This window comes from Azoarcus sp. TTM-91 (assembly GCF_012911025.1).
Taxonomy (GTDB): domain Bacteria; phylum Pseudomonadota; class Gammaproteobacteria; order Burkholderiales; family Rhodocyclaceae; genus Azoarcus.
This window is the reverse complement of sequence record NZ_WUEI01000041.1, coordinates 1-21276: the sequence shown is the minus strand read 5'-3', so window position 1 is coordinate 21276 and position 21276 is coordinate 1. Positions and strand designations below refer to the sequence as shown.

The 21276-nt window shown below is 71.4% G+C and carries 8 protein-coding genes; all 8 read left to right on the top strand.

What is annotated here, in order from left to right; translation table 11 throughout:
• Positions 1 to 136 precede the first annotated feature (136 nt).
• Positions 137 to 13261, top strand: coding sequence for a filamentous haemagglutinin family protein (locus GRF61_RS12830; protein ID WP_169151044.1), 13125 nt, complete (start codon positions 137 to 139; stop codon positions 13259 to 13261).
• A gap of 95 nt (positions 13262 to 13356) precedes the next feature.
• Positions 13357 to 13965: an RNA polymerase sigma factor gene (locus tag GRF61_RS12825; RefSeq protein WP_169151043.1), complete on the top strand. Its 609-nt coding sequence runs from the start codon at positions 13357 to 13359 to the stop codon at positions 13963 to 13965.
• Between the two features lie 175 nt (positions 13966 to 14140).
• The gene (gspG, locus tag GRF61_RS12820) at positions 14141 to 14593 is read left to right on the top strand and encodes a type II secretion system major pseudopilin GspG (RefSeq protein WP_169151042.1); all 453 of its coding nucleotides are present in this window, start codon (positions 14141 to 14143) and stop codon (positions 14591 to 14593) included.
• Between the two features lie 9 nt (positions 14594 to 14602).
• Positions 14603 to 15580: a type II secretion system minor pseudopilin GspK gene (gspK, locus tag GRF61_RS12815; RefSeq protein WP_169151041.1), complete on the top strand. Its 978-nt coding sequence runs from the start codon at positions 14603 to 14605 to the stop codon at positions 15578 to 15580.
• Positions 15577 to 16758, top strand: a complete 1182-nt coding sequence (gene gspL / locus GRF61_RS12810; RefSeq protein WP_169151040.1) for a type II secretion system protein GspL — start codon at positions 15577 to 15579, stop codon at positions 16756 to 16758. Before gspK ends, gspL begins: the two co-directional genes overlap by 4 nt.
• Complete coding sequence (gene gspM / locus GRF61_RS12805; protein ID WP_169151039.1) at positions 16755 to 17324, top strand: type II secretion system protein GspM; 570 nt, start codon at positions 16755 to 16757, stop codon at positions 17322 to 17324. Before gspL ends, gspM begins: the two co-directional genes overlap by 4 nt.
• Positions 17321 to 20050 (top strand): type II secretion system secretin GspD, encoded by a 2730-nt coding sequence (gspD, locus tag GRF61_RS12800; RefSeq protein ID WP_211165931.1) that lies wholly within the window; start codon positions 17321 to 17323, stop codon positions 20048 to 20050. The genes gspM and gspD overlap by 4 nt, the downstream gene beginning before the upstream one ends.
• 43 nt (positions 20051 to 20093) lie before the next feature.
• On the top strand, positions 20094 to 21276 hold a 1183-nt coding region (locus tag GRF61_RS12795; RefSeq protein WP_169151038.1), incomplete at its 3' end, for an ATPase, T2SS/T4P/T4SS family.

The following is a 21276-nucleotide window of genomic DNA, read 5'->3' as shown; positions in this document are numbered from 1 at the left end:
TCACGAGTCGGTATCCGTCTAGGGGAATCGCGACCTGCCGCTGGGGCTTCGCCGCCCCAGCGGCCGCGATCTGGACAGGGCCGTCGCCAGTGCGGCGGCCACTCGATATCGATACGGACATCTGCGGGAACGATCAATGAGCGCACGCGTGGGCAGCGGTTGGCATGGGCAGGGGAGGGGGCGGCAGCACGCTTCCGTCAGGATGGCGCCGCTGGCGCGGGCCCTGGCGCTGGGGCTGGCGGCGGGTGCGCTCGCCGGGCCAGCCTGTGCCCAGCAGGCCTTCAGCAGCGCCTGGTTCGCTGCCAAAGGCGCGATGCAGAGCCAGGCGGCAGCGACCGGCCTGCTGCCCAATGGCCAGCGCGCTTCCACCCTCACCAGCCCCCAGGCGCAGAAGAACCAGGCCAGCGAGCAGCTGGGGCGCTCCATCGAGAACCTGGGCCTGGCGGCCCAGGCCATCGCCATGCAGCAGAGCGCGCAGGCCGCCGCCCGGCGGGCGGCGCTGGGCAATGCCGCGGTCGCCGACGGTCTGACCGAGGGCGGCCTGAAGGTGGACAGCAACAGCCTCACCGCCGGCTGGCTCAACGCCCAGGCGCCGGTGCAGACGGTGGCCGACGGCAGGACCACGGTCACCATCCAGCAGACCGCCGACAAGGCCATCCTCAACTGGGAAACCTTCAACGTCGGCAGCAACACCACGGTGGATTTCGTTCAGGACGGCGGCTGGGCGGTGCTCAACCGGGTGAACGATCCGCTCGCCCGCCCCAGCCAGATCCTGGGGCGGATCGAAGCCGACGGCACGGTGATGATCATCAACCGCAACGGCGTCATCTTCTCCGGCGGCAGCCAGGTCGATGTGCGCAACCTGGTGGCTGCCGCCGCCAGGATCACCGACAGCCAGTTCAGCGGCGGCGGCCTCTATGTCGATGGCAATGGCAGCCAGACCAGCTTCTACGACGCCCTGGGCGCGATAGAGGTGCAGGCGGGGGCGCAGCTGAGCACCCATGCCGCAAGCTCGGCCACCAGCGGCGGCGGCTATGTGCTGCTGCTGGGCGCGGAGGTCGCCAATGCCGGCCAGATCACCACCCCCGGCGGGCAGACGGTGCTGGCTGCCGGCGACAGCTTCTACATCCGCAAAGGCGTCGGCACCGACGGCAACGCCGCCTCCACCACCCGCGGCAACGAAGTCTCCACCTTGCGGGCAACTGGCAGCGCCGCCGGGCGGGTGCTCAACACCGGCCTGATCACCGCCAGCACCGGCGACATCACCCTGACCGGCCATGAAGTGGTGCAGGACGGCGTGCTGGTCGCCACCACCTCCACCGCCGCGCGCGGCAGCATCCACCTGTCCACCCGGCTGAGCGATGCCAGCGGCAGCGTCACCCTGGGCGAGGGCAGCACCACCGCCGTGCTGCTGGAAGCCTCGGCCACCACCGCGCTCGACAGCCAGCGCGACGCCGCCCTTGAAGCGCTCGACGGCACGGTGAATCCGCTGGCCACCGGTAACTTCGACAACCTCGGCACCGTTGCCGACCGGGGCGACCTGTCGCGCATCGAGATCGTCAGCGGTGGCACCGCCGCCTTCCTCGGCGACTCGCTGACCCTGGCCACCGGCGGGCAGGTGGCGCTCACCGCAGCCAGCCGCAGCCTGGTCGAGGACGGCGCGCGTATCGACGTTTCCGGCGCCGTCGGCGTGCAGGTCTCCATGGCCTCCAACAACCTGGTGGTGGACATCCAGGGCAACGAGCAGCGCGACTCGCCAGTGAACCGGGAGGCCGGCAGCCTCAACAGCACCGAGGTCTGGGTGGACAGGCGCAGCCTGATCTACGTGCCGGCCGGCACCAACGGCTATGACAGCGACCGCTGGTACACCGCCGGCGGCCTGCTGGAGGTCAGCGGCTATCTCGCCACCAGCGGCCACACCGTGGGCGAATGGATGGCGCAGGGCGGCACCGTCACCGTCACCGGCGGCGATCTGGTGACCCGCGCCGGCTCGGAGGTGAACCTCTCCGGTGGCACGCTGGACGTGGCCACCGGCCTCATCAACATGAGCTGGCTCAAGGGCGCCGACGGCGTGCTCTACGAGGTTTCCCGCGCGCCGGCCGATGTGCGCTACACCGGCCTCTACCGCGGCTACGAAGACAGCAGCGAGCGCTGGGGGGTGACCGACTACTACTACAACCCGCTGATCGCGCCGAAGTCGCGGCTGGAGAACGGCTACACCGTGGGCCGCGACGCCGGCAAGCTGGTGGTCGCCACCCGCAGCGCGGTGCTCGAAGGCGACATCCGCGGCGACGTCTACCAGGGCTTGGCGCAGACCAGTGCGGCCCAGGCCGGGCTGGATGGCTATTACCAGTCGCAGACGGCGGTGGCGCGCGCGGGGCAACTCATCGTCGGCAACTATCTGCCGATCTACGACGCCGACCAGGGGCTGCTGCGCCACGCGCTGAGCGCGGTGGCGGACGTCGTGGAGCTAGGCGTGGCCGAAGCGCTCGCCGACGGCATCGCACTCGATGACGCGGTGGCAACAGCGCGCGAAGGCCGCCTGCTGCTGGCCAGCGACAGCCTGAGCGCTGCCGGCCTGGGCGCGGTGCGCATCGCGGCGAAGGAGAGCGTCGCGGTGAACGCCGGGCTGGAGGTCGCGGCTGGCGGCGAGATCGTGCTTTACGCGCCGGAGGTGGATCTGGCGGCCGGGCTCACCGCGCGCAGCGGCAGCATCCACGCCGGCAACGTGCTCAGCCAGCCGAACACCGCCACCAGCGGCAGCCCGGTGGACGATGTCGTCATCGCCGTGCCTGCCGGAGTCAGCGGCGGCGTGCACCTGCACGAGGGTGTCACCCTGGACGCCAGCGGCCTGAGCGCCGACCTGCGCGAAGCCGGCGCGCCGCTGGCGATGCTGGCCTACCGCGACGGCGGCAGCGTCAGCCTGCGTTCCACCCATGACCTGACGCTGGAGGCGGATAGCCTGGTGGATGTCTCTGCCGGCGCGGTCATCCAGGCCGATGGCAGCATCAGCGGCGGCCGCGGCGGCTCGGTGACGCTGGGCGCCGGTCTGGAGCAGGGGCCCGCAAGCGCGGTGCTGACCCTGGACGGCAAGTTGCGCGGCTATGGCGTCAACGGCGCCGGCGTGCTGGACATCGAATCCGCCAGCGCCATCTCGGTCGGCGGCAAGCTGCTGGAAACCGAGGGCCTGCTGGTGGCGGGCGAGTCGGTGCCGGTGGAGCTGATCGCCGCCGAGGACTTCATCGTCCGCGCCGGCGAAATCCTGCCGCTGGATTACAGCTATTCCACCTATACCCTGGGCGTGGGCATGAGCCTGCCCGGCACGCAGGATGTGGTCGTACGCCAGGCCTGGTACGGCACCACCGTGACCCTGGCAGCCGACTGGACCTTGCCGGAGCAGTTTGGCGATGTCTCGGTGAACATCACCGACTCCACGGGCAAGAACTGGAAATCCTACGAAAACTGGATGAACGGGCCGCCGACGATTCCGGCCGGCACAGTGTTGACCGACCTGCGTATCTATGGCGCATACAGCGCCGGCTGGTCTCTTCCTTCCAACGTGTTCCCGAACGGCCTGCCGCTCAATCCCTTGAAATCCGCGATGCAGGCTGTACTGCAAGCCGGAACGACGGCAACGCAAGACCTCAGCTTCGCCGCCGGCTCCCGCATCGCCGCCGGCGCCACCCTGGCCCGCGACCTCCAGGTCGCGCTCACCACCACGCTGGACACCGGGCTGTTCCAGAGCGGTTTCGCTGCCTACGCGGTCCGCGGCCACAACGGGCTGGTGGTGGCGGACGAGGTGGTGCTGGAAGCGCTGCGCCCGGTGCTGCGCGCCAGTGCCTTGCCGGCGGTCGGTGCGCTGGAGGGCCTGCTCAGCCTGTGGACGCCGCTGCTGTACGAGGACGATGCGCTGACGCGCAAGACCACCCAGCGCGCCGGCGCCAGCCTGTCCCTGGCCGCGGGGCTGCCGGAGGATTTGAGCAGCGTGGGCGATGGTGGCGATCTCATCATCGGCCGCGGCGCGCTGCTGCAGGTGGACCCGGGCGAGGCCATCGCCCTGTCTGCCCGCGGCCAACTCACGGTGGAAGGAACGCTCCGGGCACAGGGCGGCAGCATCGCGCTCACCGGCGCGATGAACACCGTGTCGGATGCCAACAGCGCCAGCGTCGCCCAGAGCACGCCGCACACGCGCAGCATCCAGCTCGGCGGGCAGGCGGTGCTGGACGCTTCCGCCGCCGCCCATGTGGCCTACGACAGCCAGGGCCGGGCCTATGGCCTGCTCGGCGATGGCGGCAGCATTGTCATCGGCGGCCAGCTGCTGGAGTCGGAAAGCCGCGCCACCGCGTCCGACGCCTTCGTCGTGATCAACGCGGGCGCGGTGGTGGACGCCTCCGGCGGGCAGGCCCGCTTCGATATTGCCGGCAGCGGTCCGCTCACCCTGTACTCGGCCGGCGGCAGCATAGACATCGCCTCGTCCGCAGGCATCTACCTCGACGGCAGCCTGCGCGCGGCGGCCGGCGGGGAAGGGGCCAGCGGCGGCCGGCTTGCGGTCTCGCTGGAGGCGCCCAGCTATCTGCGCCCGGCGGCCGACGCCATGCTGGTGCCCAGGGAGTTGCTGCTGGAGCAGAACAAACAGGCGGAGGATGCATCCGTGCTGGAATACGGCCATGCCCGGCTGGGGGTGGACCAGGTCCAGGCCGGCGGCTTCTCCACGCTGGCGCTCTACAGCAATGGCACGGTGGCCTTCGCTGGCAATCTCGATCTCGCCATGAGCGGCGAACTGCGCATCCATTCCGGCGCGCTGGTGGTGGCGGAGGGCGCGCAGCCGGCGATGGCGGTGTCCCTGTCCGCACCCTATCTGCTGCTTGGCGGGCTAGGGGACGTTGCCGCCGCCGGGGACAGCTATGTGCGGCCTTCGTTGTACGGTGGTGCGAGCACCCTGGCGTCCACCGCCAGCCTGAGCGTGTCCGCCGATCTGATCGACATCCGGGGCAGCGTCACCGCCGGTCTTAGTGCCGTGCTCACCAGCGCCGACAACAGTTCGGTCGCGGTGGAGCGGGCCGGCTTCGCCAGTCTGGCGCTGAACAGCCAGGGCGACATCCGCTTCGTGCCCGGCGCCGCCCTGGGCAGCATCTACGACGCCGAGCTGATGAGCGCCGGCGACATCTTCCTGCGCGCCGCGCAGGTCTATCCCGCAACCGGCGTGCAGGCCCGGGTGATGGCGGGGCTTGCCGGTCCTTCGGGCCAGAACCCATACCGGGACGGCAGCCGTATCGTCATCTCGCGCGCCGACGATGAGGCGGCGCTGCCGGCGCTGCCCTATTCCGTATTCGGCAACCTCACGCTGGGTGCCGCCGAGATCGAGCAGGGCGGGGTACTCAGGGCGCCTTTGGGCACCCTGACGCTTGGAACCCTGTACAACAACGAGAGCACCGTTGAGGTGGCACTACTGCCTGGCAGCGTCACCTCGGTGAGCGCGGCCGGCCTGGTATTGCCCTATGGCGGTACGGCCGATGGGGTGAGCTACAGCTACCTCGGCGAGGAGATCGCGCAGCACGGCCTGGGCAGCAGCCTGGAAGGGCGCATCAGCCTGGTGGGGCAGGTGCTGGACGTGGCCGAGGGCGCGATGCTGGACCTTTCCGGCGGTGGCGAGCTGCTGGGCGCTGGCTTCATTGCCGGCCGTGGCGGCTCCACCGATGCCCGCCTGAATCCGCTGGTGCGCATGAACGCCGACGGCAGCTTCAGCCTGCCGGGGCTGGCGAGCAACCCGGTCTACGCCATCGTCCCCGGCTACACCTCCAGCTATGCGCCGGCCGCGGCCGGCAGTGGCGCGATCGACCCGCTGATCGGCCAGCAGATCACCATTCCCGTTGGCGTGCCCGGCCTGCCTGCCGGCACCTATACGCTGCTGCCTTCCGACTATGCCCTGCTGCCCGGCGCCTACCGCGTCGAGCTCAACGGCGGCGCTACGGTGACGGCCGGCATGCAGCCGCAAGCCATGCGCAACGGCTCCTATGCCGCCGCCGGCACGCTGGCCACCGCCAACACCGTCTTCCGGGACCAACTGGCCCAGGCGCTGATCCTGACGCCAGCCGCTGTGCTGCGCACCTATTCCCAGTACAACGAAACCAGCTACGCCGACTTCATCATCCAGCAGGCCGCCCTGGACAGCGTGCCCCGCGGCATTCTCCCGGCCGATGGCAAGTCGCTCATCCTCGGCTTGACGCCTTCACCGGCGACCACGCTGAACTTCTCCGGCAACGCCGATTTCAGCGCGGCAGCAGGCGGCTACGGCGGTTCCGCCGCGGTGACGGTGAATGGCTTCACCGCCACCGCGATGGAGGTCGTGGCCGCGGATGCGCCGGCCACCGCCGGCTTCAGCGGCATCACCTTGCACGCCGACGATCTGGCCGCCATCGGTGCGCCCAGGCTGGTGCTGGGCGGCAGCATCGCCACGCCGGCAGTCACCGCCAATGGAAACAACGAAGGCAACTACCTGGACTTCACCACCCAGGCGAGCGGCGTGGTGCTGCGCGAGGGTGCGTTACTGAGCGCACCGGAGGTCTTCCTGGTGGCCACGGGCGACATCACGGTGGAAGCCGGCGCCGGCATCAACACCCTGGGCGCCGGCGAGGCGGCTTACGACTCCACCGACGGCTATGTCTATCGCCCGCGCAGCGCGAACGTGCTCGCCCTCTCCAATGGCTGGCTCAATGTGCTGGGCGCCGAGGGGGGCAGCGGCAGCATCTACCTCGGCGCCTGCCCCGCGTCGGCCGTCTGCGGGCAGGCGGGGCAGGTGAGCGAGCTGTATTCGGAAGGCACGCTGCTGGCCGCTGCCCAGGGCGATTTCGAACTCGGCGACCAGGTCCGCTACGGCACCCGCAACCTGGTGCTGGCGGTGGGCAGCGTGAATGCCGGCTCGGCGGAGGAACTGGCCGCCGCCGCGGCCAGGGGCGCGCTCACCGCCGGCATGAGCCTGAACCAGAGCGTGCTCGACCGCTTGCTGCAAGGCGATCAGGCTTACGGCGCCCCGGCGCTGGAGCGCCTGGTGCTGACCGCTGCCGAGTCCATCAACTTCTTCGGCGACGTCGCGCTGGACACCCGGGATGCCGCCACCGGCCTCTCCGTGCTGGACAACCTGGTGCTGTCGGCGCCGGCCATCTACGGCTACGGCGCCGCGGACCAGACCGCCAGCATCTCCACCGGCACGCTGACCTGGGTCGGGCTGCCGGGCGGTGCGCCGGCGCCGGTGAGCGGCGGGCGCGGCAGTGGTGCCGGTACGCTGCGCATCGACGCGGATGTGATCGAGTTCGGCTACGGGCCACAGGCCCAGCCCAACGGCATCGACAGTGATGACAGGCTGGTGCTGGGTTTCGGCGAAGTGCAGCTGAACGCCGCCCAGCGCCTCACCGCCAACCACAGCGGCAGGCTGGCGGTGTATCAGCGCCTGGATGGCTATGTGGCGGGCGAGGGCTACCACTACAGCGGCGGCAATCTCATCGTCAGCACGCCGTTGGTCACCGGCGGCGACGGCTCGGTGAACAGCCTGCGCGCGGGCGGCGAGCTGGTACTGCAGGGGCTGGATGGGCAGGTGGTCAGCGGCACGGAGGCCGGCATCGGCTCCGGCGCCGAGCTGGCGCTGAGCGGGCAGCGCGTGCGCGTCGATACCCGGGTGGCGCTGCCCAGCGGCAAGCTCACGCTGGAAGCGGAGGGCGACATCCTGCTGGAGGATGGCTCGGTGCTGGATCTGGCCGGCCGCAAGACCGAGATGTTCGACACCACCAGCTACGGTTGGGGCGGCGACCTCATCCTGCACAGCACGGCCGGCGACATCCGCCAGGCGGCCGGTTCGCTCATCGATCTCTCGGCGCTCAACAACAGCGCCGGCAGCCTGGTCGTTCGCGCCACCGGCGAGGCCGCCGGCACGGTGGACCTGCAGGGCAGCCTGCTCGCCACCGCCAGCGGCCGCTACGATGCCGGCGGCACCGAGCTGCCCTTCCGCGCCGGCGAAATCGAGATCCATGCCCAGCACCTCGGCGGCGACGGCAGCCTCAGCGACAACTTCGCCGAACTCAACCGTCGGCTGAACGAGGGCGACTGGTCCGGCGCCCGCAGCTTCCAGCTCAAGCAGGGCGACCTCACCATAGGCAGCGAGCTGCGCGCCGGCGAGATCACCGTGTCGGTGGACCGCGGCAGCCTGACGGTGGCCGGCACGGTGGATGCGAGCGGCGAGCGGGTGGGCAGCATCCGCCTGGCCGCCCGCGATGGCCTGACCCTGGCCGCTGGCGCGGTGCTGGATGCCCACGGCAGCACACTGCGGGTGGACAGCTATGGCGAGATCATCGACAGCCCCAACCGCGCCATCGTCGAACTGGATGCCGGCCAGGGCCTGCTCAGCCTGGGCGAGGGCGTGCGCATCGACCTGCGCCACGGCACCGGCGACGGCCAGAACCGCGGCACCCTGGAGCTCTACGCCGCCCGCCTGGGCAGCGACGGCAGCACCACCGCGGCGGATGCCGCCCACTACGGCGACATCGCCATCGACGCCGGCGGCAACATCGACATCCAGGGCGCACGCAGCATTGCAGTCTATGGCCGGCAGATCTACGCCGACGCCGCCTATGGCAGCGGAACCGCGGCCAGCGGCCTGCCCTACCAGGTGATCGACCAGGCCTACCTGGACGGCAAGCATGCCGAGGCCGAACTGTTCATGAACGCCGCGCTGCAAAACGCCAACCTGCTGGACGTGAAGCTCGCCGGCCTGAACACGGCGGCCTACGCCTCGGCCCTGCACCTGCGGCCGGCGGTGGAAATCGTCAGCGCCACCGCCGACGGCGATCTGGTGGTGCAGGGCGATCTCGACCTCTCCGGCTACCGCTACGCCAGCCTCAATCCGGCGACGGCGCGCACTTCCACCTATGGCTCCGGCGAGGTCGGCGCGCTGGCGATCCGCGCCGGCGGCGATCTCTCCATCTACGGCAGCATCAACGACGGCTTCGCGCCGCCGCCGACGACGCCGGACGACGCCGGCTGGGTGCTGCTGCCCGGCGTGCAGCCCTTCGATGGCGACGTGCTGGTGCCGGTCTCCGGCGTGCAACTGGCCGCCGGCACGGTGTACCCGGCGGGCAAGACGCTCAACTACGCCATCACCGCCGCCAACGTCACCCTGCCGGCCGGCACCACGCTGCCGCAGACGGTGACGCTGGGCAGCGCCTGGCAGCTGCCCGCCGGCACCGTGCTCGGCGCCAATGTGCTGGCCGCCGATGGCAGCACCCTGCTGGCGGCCGGCACCGCGGTCGCGGCCGGCGGGCTGACGCTGCCGGCCGGGGCGCGGCTGGGGGCGGGCACTCGCCTGCCGGTCGCGCTGACGCTGGCCAGCCTGAACTGGCCCAAGGGCGTCGCCCTGCCGGTGGCGATGACGCAGCAGGGCCTGCTGACGCTGCCGGTCGGCGCCGTCATCCCGACCGGCACCAAGGTCAAACTGGTCGACGATGCGCTGCAGGTCTCCTTGCGGCCGGTGGACAGCAATGGCCGGCAGGCGCGCAACTGGGCGCTGGCCAGCATGCTGCCGGAGGGCTCGCAATCCTGGAGCCTGCGCCTGGTGGCCGGCGCCGACACCGCCGCCGCCGACCGCCGCCAGGTGCGTCCGGGCGCCGGCAACATGATCCTGGCCGACAGCCATTACGGCCTGGGCTACGAATACACCAGCGCCAGCATCATCGTGTGGGCCGATGGCAACTGGATGGGCTATCCGGCGGGCGATCCGGTGAGCGAGGCCGACCTGTTCTGGTGCGATGTCGATCCCAGCCTGTGCGCCGAACAGGCTCCCCAGCCGACGGTGACCTGGGCCGATGGCAACTGGATGGGCTATCCGGCGGGCAGTGTGGTGGATGTGGGCGACCTGTTCTGGTGCGATGTCGATCCCAGCCTGTGCGTGGTCACCGCGCCGCAGGGCGACGTTCTCGCCGGCGTCAGCGGCAAGGCGCCGGCGCTCAGCGTGTTGCGCACCGGCACCGGCGACCTCGATCTCACGGCCGGGGGTTCGCTGTCCATGCAATCGCCCTACGGCGTCTATACCGCCGGCAGCCAGACCAGCCTGGGCGATCCGGCGCTGGATGCACTCTACGACCAGGGCAGGGGCAAGGCGGCTTCCGGCACGGTGCTCGGCAGCGCCGCCGGCGACCGTGCCGCCGCCTACGAGGCGCTGGTGGATGGCAGCAGTCTCTACCAGGCCTGGTACCCGGATGGCGGCGGCAACCTGTGGATCGCGGTGGAGGGGAACCTTACCGGCGACTCCTGGGGTGCCGGCCAGCTCGCCAAGGCCAGCTCCAGCGTCGGCAACTGGCTGTGGCGCCAGGGCGGCGAGAGCCTGCCGACGGCCTGGTGGATCAACTTCGGCACCTATGCCTACGACCCCCTGCTTGCTACCACCTCCAGCCTCGACGGCTGGCCGGCGCAGACCGGCTTCACCGGCTTCGGCACCCTGGGCGGCGGCAACGCCACGATACGGGTGGGCGGCGACGCCGGCATCGTAGACCTGCGCAGCACCACGGTGACCAGCGGCACCGCCGGCAGCGCGCGCAGCCAGGGCGTGGTGCTGGTGGTGGGCAGCAGCGGCCGGGTGCTGGAGGACGGCAGCCTGGTGCTGAGCGGCGGCGGTGATCTCGACATCCGCATCGGCGGCGGCTGGAATGCCCATGCGGAATCCCGCGTGCGCAACAACAACGGCAGCACCGCCCAGGCGCATGAGCTGTATGGCGCGGTGGTGAACCTGCGCGGGGCCATCGCCATGGAAGCCGGCAGCATAGGCACGATGGAACTGATCTACGGCGGCCGCAGCGGCGAGAAGGATCCGACCGACACCCGCATCGCCGATCCCTACGGTTCCAGCATGACGTCCGCCACTGGCGGTCTGATGCTGGTGGAGGGCGATGCCAGCGCCAGCATCAGCAGCCGGGGCGACCTGGTGTTCGGCGGTACCGCGGATGCCGGCCGCGTCCACACCGGCAACTACCAAGACGTGGCCGGCGGGCTGGGCCTTGGCTGGTTCAGCCTGTGGTCGCCGGCGACCGCGGTCAATCTGTTGTCCGCCGGCGGCAATCTCGCGCTCGACACCCGTCTTGGCGAGAGCGTGCGCACGGTGGACAGCAACTGGGACTTCGCCCCCAGCGGCGGCTGGTACATGGCGCCATCCCGCTTCAGCGCGGTGGCGAGCAGCGGCAGCATCTACTACGGCGCCTCGGCGGCCTACCTGAACCAGCCGGTCACCGGCAGTTCAGCGGTGCTCTACACCCATATGCTGCTCGCCCCTTCGACCAGCGGCAGCCTGCAGGTGCTGGCCGCCGACTCGATCTATGCCGGCGGCTTCTCCATCAGCCGCTCAGGCGCGGAGCAGTCCGCCATGGCCAGCCTATGGCAGCCGGCCCACGCCCTCTACAACGCCGCCGGCGTGCTGATTTCGACCAATGTGGATGAGGCGGGGCCCTACGTGGCGCCGAACAGCTTCCCGCTGCTGACCTTCGGCGCCAATACCACCGGCGGGAGCGCCGGACTGACCGAGCTGGAAACCGCCCGTTTCTACGCGGTGGCGGGCGACATCGTCGGTCTGCGTACCGGCCTGACCGCGACCTACGATGTGGTGTCGCTGCGCGCCGGCCAGACCGACTACATCGGCGCCGGCCCGGTGGCCTTGCGCGCCGGCCGGGACATCGTCGGCAGCGGCATGCGGGCCGATGCCGACGGCGTGCAGCTGCCCTGGGAGGTGATCCGCTCCGACCCCGGCTACGGTCCAGCGATCTCCGGCAACCTCATCGTCCACGGCGACGCCGGTGACGTTTCGGTGGTTTCCGCCGGCCGCGACATCCTCTACGCCAACTTCGACATCGCCGGCCCGGGCACGCTGGAAATGTCGGCCGGGCGCAACATCGTGCAGAACGATGTCGCCAGCATCACCAGCATAGGCGCGGTCGTGCCGGGCGACCGCCGCGCCGGCGCCGACATCGCGCTGCTGGCGGGGCTGGGCGCCCAGGGCGCGGACTACGCCGGCTTCCTCGCGCGCTACCTCGACAAGGCCAGCCTGGCCGCCACCGGCGTGCCGCTGGCGGAGCAGGAAGGCAAGGTGGCCAAGGTCTACGAGGATGATCTGGTGGAATGGCTGAAGGAGAACGAGGGCTACTCCGGCAGCGTGGAAGGCGCGCGGAGCTACTTTGCCACCCTCGCGCCCGAGCGCCAGGCCATCTTCGCCCGCCTGGTCTATTTCGCCGAACTGCGCGCCGGCGGGCGGGAATACAACGACGCTGACGGCCCGCGCCCCGGCAGCTATCTGCGCGGCCGCCAGGCCATCGCCGCGCTCTTCCCCGAGCGCGAGGACAGCAGCTACCAGGGCGACCTGTTGATCTACGGCGGCGCCGGCGTGCATACCGACTTCGGCGGCAGCATCCAGGTGCTCACCCCCGGCGGCGGTCAGACCTACGGCGTGGAAGGCGCGGCGCCGCCGGCCAGCGCCGGCCTCATCACCCAGGGGCAGGGCGACATCCAGCTCTATGCGCGCGACAGCATCCTGCTCGGCCAGAGCCGCGTCATGACCACCTTCGGCGGCGACATCCTCGGCTGGTCGGCGGAAGGCGACATCAACGCCGGACGCGGCGCCAAGACCACCGTGGTGTTCACCCCGCCGCGCCGGGTGTACGACAACTGGGGCAACGTCAGCCTGTCCTCCGACGTGCCCAGCACCGGCGCCGGCATCGCCACCCTGGCGCCGATCGCCGAGGTGCCGGCCGGCGATGTCGACCTGATCGCGCCGCTGGGCACCATCGATGCCGGCGAGGCCGGCATCCGGGTGTCGGGCAGCGTCAATCTGGCGGCCATGCAGGTACTCAACGCCGCCAACATCGACGTCAAGGGCGAGGCGGCCGGCATCCCGATGGCGGCGGCGGTGAATGTCTCCGCCCTCAGCAACGCCAGCGCCGCCGCCAGTTCGGCGGCCAGCAGCGCGCAGGAGGTGATGCAGCGGGAACGGGTGGTGACCCGGCAGGCGCTGCCCTCCATCTTCACCGTGCGGGTGATCGGCTTCGGCAACGAGGCCGCGCCGGCGGAAGGTGGCGCCGAAGCACCGGCGCCGGCACTGCGCGGCGCGGCGGCCGGCGGCTACGACAGCGGCAGCCCGGTGCAGGTGCTCGGCCACGGCCAGCGCTTCGATCCGGCGCTGCTTTCCCGGCTCACCGATGCCGAGCGCCGCAGCCTGCTGCTGGAGTCGGACTGAAGCGCGCATCTCCCGGCCTGGGGCGGGCCTCGCATGCATCCAGGCCCGCCCGCTGTTCTCTGCCCTTGTACCCCATCGCCATGGAAACCGCCTCGATGGAAATCGATGTCCGTGCCGGAGCAGGCGCCTTGCCGGAAGGCGCCGGCTTGCGCGCCTACCTTGCCGCGAACTACCGCGAGCTGCAGCGGCGCCTCGCCCGCCGTTTCGGCTGCGCCGACCTGGCCAGCGAGTGCCTGCATGAAACCTGGCTGCGCCTGGGCGACATGACGACCGCGGCCATCCGCTGCCCGGAAGCCTATGTCTACCGGGCGGCCAGCAATGTGGCGATGGAGCGCCTGCGCGACCGCGATGCGCGGCCGGGCGCGGCGCTGGAGGAGGCCGACCTGGAACAGCTGGCGGACAGCGCGCCCGGCCCGGAGCAAACGGTGGAGGCGCGCTCCGAACTGGCGGCGATGGAGCGGGCGCTGCACGGCCTGCCCCGGCGCCACCGCGCCATCCTGCTCGCGCTGCGGGTGGAGGACTGCTCCCGCCAGGAGGCCGCCGCCTGGTACCGGGTATCGGTGCGCACGCTGGACGCCATCCTGGGCCAGGCCCTGCGCCACTGCGCCCACTACACGGCGCGGCCGCGGTCGGGTGGGGCCGCGCCGGCGGACTCCGGTATGCGCTGCCGGGTGAACCTGGCGGAAGAGCGCCAGGCGGCCTGAACGCGCTGCCGCCGGAACTGCCCGCGTGCCGCGCACCGGCACGCGGTTTCCGCTCGTCCACGACCTATGCGAAAGGCGTTTTCCGGCAAGGGAAATCCTCCCGAGTTCGCTCAACAGGAATGACATTCGCTTCTGTCAGCATGGCCCGGTCCATCGTTTGTTCGGGAGAATGGGTATGGCCGCGGAGCTTCCGGAGCGCGACATCCGGTCACACCGGAGCGCCAGGGGATTCACCCTGATCGAGATCATGGTGGTGCTGGTGATCATGGGCGTGCTGGCCGCGCTGGTGGTGCCCAGCCTGATGGAGCGGCCGGACCAGGCGCGGGCCACCGCCGCGCGCCAGGATGTCGCCGCCATCATGCAGGCGCTCAAGCTCTACCGACTGGACAATGGCGCCTATCCCAGCGGCACCCAGGGCCTGCGCGCCCTGGTGGAGAAGCCGGCGAGCGGCAAGGTGCCGGGCAACTGGCGGCCCTACCTGGAACGCCTGCCCAACGATCCCTGGGGCAAGGCCTACCAGTACCTCAACCCCGGCACCAATGGCGAGATCGACGTCTTCTCGCTGGGGGCGGACGGCGAGCCGGGCGGCGAGAAGGCCAACGCCGACATCGGCTCCTGGGATCTCTAGGTGCGCGCCATGCTCCGCCATCGAACCGCTGTCTTGCAGCGCCTCGTCAGGCAGCAGGGCATGGCAGTCATCGCGGTGCTGCTGATTGTCGCGGTGATCGCGGTGCTGGCCGCCAGCCTGCTCGGCCGCCAGGCGATGGTCATCCGCAGCCTGCACGGCGAGCAGATCCGCGCCCAGGCCCGCTGGCTGCTGCGCGGCGAAGTCGGCCGGGCGCAACTGCTGCTGCGCGACGAGGCGAGGCGGGATGTGCTCACCCGCGCCGGCGGCGCCTGGAGCCAGCCGGTGCTCGGCCGTCCGGCCGGACAACTGGCCGGCATGCCGGCCCGGATCTCATCCGAACTCATCGATGAGCAGGGCAAATTCAATCTGCGCAACCTGGTCGTGCAGGGCGCTCCGGTCGCCACCGAACTGGCCGCGTTCAGCCGCCTGTGCGAGTTGCTCGGCGTCGAGGCGGAGCAGGCGGCGCTCATTTCCCGCTGGATGGTGCTGGCCCTGGGCGGAACGCCCGGCGAGGCACCGCCGGTTGGGCGGCGGGGAGAGGAAGGCGATGCCGCGCCAGCAGGCCCCCCGGCCGGGCTCAGGCCGAGGGTGGTGGAGGATCTGCTGGCCGTACCGGGCGTTGCTCCCGCCAGCCTCGTGCGTCTCAAGCCCTACATCACCATGCTGCCGCAGCAGACCTGGGTGAATGCCAACACCGCCCCGGCGGAAGTGATCGCCGCGCTGGTGCCCGGCCTGCCGCTGGAGCGGGCGCAGGCGCTGCTGCTGGCGCGCGACCGCGGCCAGTGGTTTCTCAGCCAGGGCGATTTCGCCCACCGCCTGCAGATGCCGGAGCTGGACACCAGCCAGCTGCGCCTGGGCGTGAACAGCCGTTGGTTCCAGTTCGCCGCGGCGGTGGAAGCCGGGCGGACCAGGATGGTGCTGAGGGCGCTGGTCCATGACGACAAGCAATCCTTGCCGCGGGTGCTGTGGCTGCGGGAGGGCGCATGAAGGTGGAACTGCTGCGCCTGGCCTTGCCGCCGGCGGCGGAACTGTGCGAAGGAAGGCTGCGCTGCGCCTGGCGCGGCAAGAACGGCCACTGGCACTGCGGCGCGCCCGGCAGCCTGGCTGAGCTGGGCGAGCGCTACCACGCCCGCCGGGTGGAGGCCTGCCTGCATCCGCTGGACGTCTCGCTGGCCGAGCTGAGCCTGCCGCCCCTGTCGCGGGGCCGCCTGCGGGCGGCGGTCGGCGGGGCGCTGGAGACGCTGGCGCTGGCGCCGGTGGAATCGCTGGCGATCGGCTTCGGCCCGCGCGGCGAGGATGGCCGGCTCACGGCGGCCTGGGCGGAAGCACCCACGCTGCGCGCCGTGCTCGCCCAGTTGCGCCGCCATGGCCTGGCTCCGCATGCCTTGTTCCCGCCGCCGGCCTTCCTGCCCTGGTCGGAGGGCAGCGCTTCCGCCTGCGAGGCCGATGGCTGGCTGTGGCTACGTAGCGGGCGCAACAGCGGTCTGCTGCAGGCGCTGGGTGGACAGGTGGCCAGCGGGCCGGGCGAGGCGTCGGCCGAGCGCCTGGCCGCCTTGCTTCCCGCTGGCCAGGCGCCGCGCTGGCTTACGCTGGAAACCGGCACGACGCAGGCTGACGAGGATGCGCTCGCCTGGTCGGGCGCGTCCTGGCGCATCAGCCTGCCGATGCCGGCCGCCGGGGACGGCCGCGCCTCCTCCTGGCGGCGGGCCGTCTCCGGCTGGGGAGTTGCCGCGCTGGCGCTGTGGTCGCTCGGTCTCAACCTTCATGTCGGCCGGCTGGAGGCGGAAGGGCAGGCGCTGAAGCGGCACATGAGCGCCCGGCTCAGGGCGGCTTTCCCGGATATCCAGGTGGTACTCAACCCCTTGCAGCAGGCCAGGCAGCGGCAGCAGGCCGGCGGCGCCGGGGCGGGCGGTTTCGCCGGGCTGGCGCAGGTCGCCGCCCTGTTGCCGCTGGCCGGGGAGGTCACCGGCCTGCGCTTCTCCGCGGATGAACAGACCCTGCACATCGAGTGGCGGCGGGCCGCCAGCGCGTTGCGGGACGCACTGCCCGCCCTGCAGGCGCAGGCGCTGGAGCAGGGCGTGGAAATCGTGGAAGAGGCGGCGGGCAAGGGCCTGCGCCTGACCTATCGGCAGGCTGACACAGCCGCGGCTGCACAGACGCCATGAACGGACAAAAGCCAGCTACCGCCAGCCAGCCGCTTGCCGGCGGAATCCTGCGCCATGCCGCCCGGCTGCGGGGCGCATGGCAAGCCCTGGTGCCACGGGAGCGGATGCAACTGACGCTGGGGCTGGCGGCGCTCGCCCTGGCGCTGCTCTGGTTGCTGGGCGTGCGTCCGGCGCTGGCCTCGCTGAGTTACTGGGAGGCGGAGCTGCCCAAGCTGCGCTCCCAGGCCCAGGCGCTGGAGACGGTGCTGAACGGCGCCGGCGCGGCGGCGGCGCCGACGGAGAAGGGGCTTGCCCTCGCCGATCGCCTGGGCGCGGCGCTGGACCACGCCGGCTTTGCCGGCAGCTACCGCTTCATCGATGGGGCGCAGGCGGATGGCGTCCAGTTCGAACTGAGCACCGGCCTGCCGGCCGCCCGCCTCATGCCCTGGCTGCTGGATGCACCGACGGCGCTGGGGCTGGAGATCGCCGGCCTCGCCCTGCGCGGCGGCGAGGCTGGAGGTGGCCAAGGCGTGGTGCTGGGAACCGTGAGTCTGCGCCCGGCGCGGACGACCAAGGAGGAAGGATGAAGTTGCGCCGCGGCATGAAGAGGCTGACTCGCCTGGGTGCTTGCGTGGGCTGCATGGCGGCGGTGGCCGGCTGCAGCACCACCGCGCGGGAAGATGCCCTGTTCCGCCAGGGCAACTATGTGCCAGCGGCGGCCGCCACCGCGCCAGCGGAAACGGAGGCGGCCGCCGGGGTGACAGCCGGGGTGACAACGGCGGCCCGCGCCGGCGAGGTGGAAGCGCTGACGCCGCGGCCGGCCGCGCCAGCCCGCACGGCCACGCCGGCCGCCGCCGCGAACCCGCCGGGCCAGGGCCAGGCGGAGAAGGCGACGCTGAATTTCGTCGATGCCGACATTCCGGCGGTGATCTCCGCGCTGGCGCGGTTCCTCGGCCGCAACTTCCTCGTCGATCCGCGGGTGAAGGGCCAGCTCACCCTGGTCTCCGAGGGGGAGGTCTCCGCCGACACCGCCTACGGCATGCTGGCCGGCGCGCTGCGCATGCGCGGCTACGCCATCGTCGATGTGGGCGAGGTCAGCCGCGTGCTGCCGGCGGCGGATGCCCGGCTGCACGGCGGCACGGTGAACGGCGCGGGTGCGGGCGGCGGCATGGCCACCCGTACCTACAGGCTGGCCTACGAGAACGCCGAGGCCATGGTGCCGGTGCTCAAGCCGATGATCGCGCCGGAGAACGCCATCGTCGCCTATGCCGCCAACAACACCCTGGTGATCACCGACTATGTGGACAACCTCGACCGCATCGCCCGCATCATCGAGAGCATAGACACGCCTACCTCGCTGGATACCGAGGTGGTGAAGCTGCGCAACGGCGTGGCGGTGGACATCGCCGCGCTGGCGGCGGAGCTGCTGGAAGGCGGCGGCGAGAAGGCGCGACGGGATATCGGCGTGGTTGCCGATCCGCGCTCCAACAGCGTGCTCATCCGCTCCAGCAGTCCGGCGCGCACCAGCCTCGCGCGGGAGCTGATCCTCAAGCTCGACGAGGTGCAGAGCGATCCCGGCAATCTGCATGTGGTCTATCTGCGCAATGCCCAGGCGGCCTACCTGGCCGGCGTGCTGCGCGGCCTGCTCACCGGCGAATCCGCCGAAAGCGCCCAGTCCGGCGGTGACCCGGTGCGGGCGGCGCTGGGCGCCGGCGGCATGCTGGAGAGCGGCGGCAACACGGCCTCCAGCCGCAGCAGCACCACGAGCACCACAAGCTCCACCTCATCGGCCAGCGGCGGCAGCGCGGCGACGGTCTCGGTGCGCAGCGCCGCCGGCGGCCGCGCGCAGGCCAGCGGCGGCAGCGCCTCCACCTTCTCCGCCGGCGGGGTGACGGTGCAGGCGGACGCGACCACCAACACCCTGATCATCGCCGCGCCGGAGCCGATGTACCGCAGCCTGCGCCGGGTGATCGACCTGCTCGACCAGCGCCGCGCCCAGGTGCTGGTGGAAAGCCTGATCGTGGAGGTGACCGAAAGCGACGTCGCCGAGCTGGGCATCCAGTGGATGGCCGGCGGCAAGCGCTTCTTCGGCGGCAACATCGCCGGCGGCAGCGGCCTCAACCTGACCGCCTCCAGCACCCTGGACCTGCTGCCGGACGGCCTCAACCTCGGCATCGTGGATGGCAGGGTGAACCTGCCCGGCGTCGGCGAGATCCTCAACCTCAAGATGCTGGCGCGGGCGCTGCAGAGCAAGGGCGGCGCCAACATCCTGTCCACCCCCAACATCCTTACCCTGGACAACGAGCCGGCCTCCATCATGGTCGGCAAGACGGTGCCTTTCGTCAGCGGCCAGTACGTCACCAGCGGCAGCAGCGGCAGCAACAATCCCTTCCAGACCATAGAGCGGGAAGACATCGGGCTGAAGCTCAACATCCGGCCGCAGATATCGGAGGGTGGCACGGTCAAGCTGGATATCTACCAGGAGGTGTCCAGCATCGACGAGCAGAGCTCGGACGCCGCCGGCATCGTCACCAACAAGCGCGCGCTGGATACCAGCGTGCTGCTGGACGACGGCCAGATCATGGTGCTGGGCGGGCTGATGGAGGACAGCGTCAGCACCGGCACCAGCGAGGTACCGGTGCTCGGCTCCCTGCCGGTGCTGGGCGGGCTGTTCCGCCATGACCAGCGCCAGCGGGTGAAGACCAATCTGATGGTCTTCCTGCGCCCCTACGTGATCCGGGATGCCCACGCCGGCCGCGGGCTCACGCTGGACCGCTACAACTTCATGCGCCGCCAGCAGAGCCACGCCCAGCCGGCCGCCCATGCGTTGCTCCGCGAGCTGGGCGCGCCCATCCTGCCGCCGGCGGATGTGCCGCTGGCCAATGGCAGGAGCGGGCTGGACCTGCGCCCGGCGGAATGGGCGCGCACCCGGGAGCAGCCGCCGCCGGCCACCCAGTCTTCGGCCCAGGCGCGCGAGCGGCCGGCGCGCGCGGAGGCGGGGGTGGAGAACATCGCCGCCGCGGTGTCGCCGGTCGCCGGCGACCCGGCGGCCGGCGATCCGGCTGCGCTATATGCCGGCGCCGAGGCGCGGCGCAGTGTGCTGCAGATTGCCGAAACGGCCGCCGAGGACGAGGCGCTGGCCATCGTCCGCCGGGTGCGCATCAGCGGCCTGCAAGCCTACGTGGTGACCGGCCCGGGAGGCCGTGGCCATGCGGTAAGGGTGGATGTGCCGCATGACGCCCAGGCGGTGGACACCGCGGTCGCCCTGCTGCGCGAGCTGGGCTACGCGCCGGAACTGGTGGTGTCGCCATGAGCTTCCGGCCGCGGCTGCCGCAGCGCCTCGCTGAGGTGTCCGCATGAATGTGCGCGACCCCGCGGTGGCGGAAACCCCGCCCGCCCTGCCAGCACCCTGGGCGCGGGCGCAGCGGATCGCGCTCGGCCGGGATGAGGCCGCCGACGGTGAGCCCTGCCTGCTGTGCACCGCCCGCACGCCGGGCTGGGCGGTGGCCGAGGCGGCCCGCCGCACCGGCCTGCGCCGCTGGCGCGAGATCGGCGAAGCCGAGATGGATGCGCTGCTCGACAGCCTGCAGGCGGAGAGCGGCGGCGCCGCCGAAGTGGTGGGCGCCGCCGAGAGCGAGGTGGACCTGGAGCGCCTGATGCACGACATGCCGGCGGTGACCGACCTGCTGGACGCGCAGGACGATGCGCCGGTGATCCGCATGATCAACGCCCTGCTGGCGCAGGCCGCGCGCGATGGCGCCAGCGATGTGCATTTCGAAGCCTTCGAGAGCCACTCGGTGGTGCGCTACCGGGTGGATGGCACGCTGCGCGACGTCGTCAGCCCGCGCAAGGGCCTGCACGCGGCGCTGATCTCCCGCATCAAGATCATGTCGCAGCTGGACATCGCCGAGAAACGCACGCCGCAGGATGGCCGCATCGCCCTGCGGGTGGGCGGGCGCGCCATCGACCTGCGGGTATCCACCGTGCCCACGGTGCATGGCGAACGCGCGGTGCTGCGCCTGCTGGAGAAGGACGCCGGCCGCCTGCGGCTGGAGCGCCTCGGCCTGGCGCCGGACACCCTGGACGAGCTGACCCGGCTGATACGCCAGCCCCACGGCATCGTGCTGGTCACCGGCCCCACCGGCAGCGGCAAGACCACCACGCTGTACGCCGCCCTCGGCCAGCTCGACCGCGACACCAGCAACATCCTCACCGTCGAGGACCCGGTGGAATACGACCTGCCGGGCATCAACCAGATCCCGGTGCACAGCCGCATCGGCATGAGCTTCGGCGCCGCCCTGCGCGCCGCGCTGCGGCAGGACCCGGACAACATCATGATCGGCGAGATCCGCGACCTGGAGACCGCCCAGATCGCGGTGCAGGCCTCGCTCACCGGCCACGGCGTGCTGGCCTCGCTGCATACCAACGATGCGATCTCGGCGGTGACCCGGATGACCGACATGGGCGTGGAGCCCTTCCTGCTGTCGTCCTCGCTGCTCGGCGTGCTGGCGCAGCGCCTGGTGCGCAAGCTGTGCCCGG

Coding starts and splice junctions, on each gene's coding strand:
- gspG (WP_169151042.1), top strand. CDS start 14,141: ATGGCCGCGGAGCTTCCGGAGCGCGACATCCGGTCACACCGGAGCGCC.
- gspM (WP_169151039.1), top strand. CDS start 16,755: ATGAACGGACAAAAGCCAGCTACCGCCAGCCAGCCGCTTGCCGGCGGA.
- GRF61_RS12825 (WP_169151043.1), top strand. CDS start 13,357: ATGGAAATCGATGTCCGTGCCGGAGCAGGCGCCTTGCCGGAAGGCGCC.
- gspD (WP_211165931.1), top strand. CDS start 17,321: ATGAAGTTGCGCCGCGGCATGAAGAGGCTGACTCGCCTGGGTGCTTGC.
- gspL (WP_169151040.1), top strand. CDS start 15,577: ATGAAGGTGGAACTGCTGCGCCTGGCCTTGCCGCCGGCGGCGGAACTG.
- GRF61_RS12830 (WP_169151044.1), top strand. CDS start 137: ATGAGCGCACGCGTGGGCAGCGGTTGGCATGGGCAGGGGAGGGGGCGG.
- gspK (WP_169151041.1), top strand. CDS start 14,603: ATGCTCCGCCATCGAACCGCTGTCTTGCAGCGCCTCGTCAGGCAGCAG.